We start from the raw sequence: 592 nt of genomic DNA on the forward strand, positions 1-592 counted from the left end.
GTCACGTGGACAAACCTCAATCTTTACAAGGGTCCGGCAACGATCAACGTCACCATTCACTTGGTCGACGCCACAGCTGTGCAATCGCCGACCATGATTGCCAACTGGGTCGACCCTGACCCGTGGGGCTGGGTCTATGGGGGTGGCCAAAGCCAGGGCTTTGGCGGCATGACACTGGTCTCCGKGACGATGCAGGACGGCATCTGGAAGCACACCATTACCATCCCGCAGGGCGCCGCAACCGGACAGTGGGAGGTGGTGCTTTACCCACTGCGTGACACTTGGGGCAATGGCTCCAGCTTCTTCCAGACACTGAAAACCGTCACGGTCATCGACGAAGCACCTCCGACTGTGGTGTCGCCGGCGGCAGCAACTTTTACTGAGAAGGACGGCACCGCGGGTGACACCTACACGATCCCGGCGACGTCCGGCGTCGACTATCTCGTCAACGGCAAGGTTACGTCCGCAGGCACGTACCCCGGAACGGGCACAGTAACAGTCACCGCGAAGGCGCGGGCAGGCTATGCGCTGGCCCCCGATGCCGCCTCCTCCTGGACATTGACGTTCAAGGGTCTTCTGGCCGCATCCACTC

Annotated in this window: 1 protein-coding gene; it reads left to right on the forward strand. The window is 61.6% G+C overall.

All coding sequences use genetic code 11. The features are described from left to right. Positions 1-592, forward strand: a 592-nt coding sequence (locus AC1DVK_RS27125; protein WP_477627847.1) for a hypothetical protein, incomplete at both ends; no start/stop codon positions are given.

The sequence above is a fragment of the Peribacillus sp. P4_B1 genome (genome assembly GCF_056402395.1).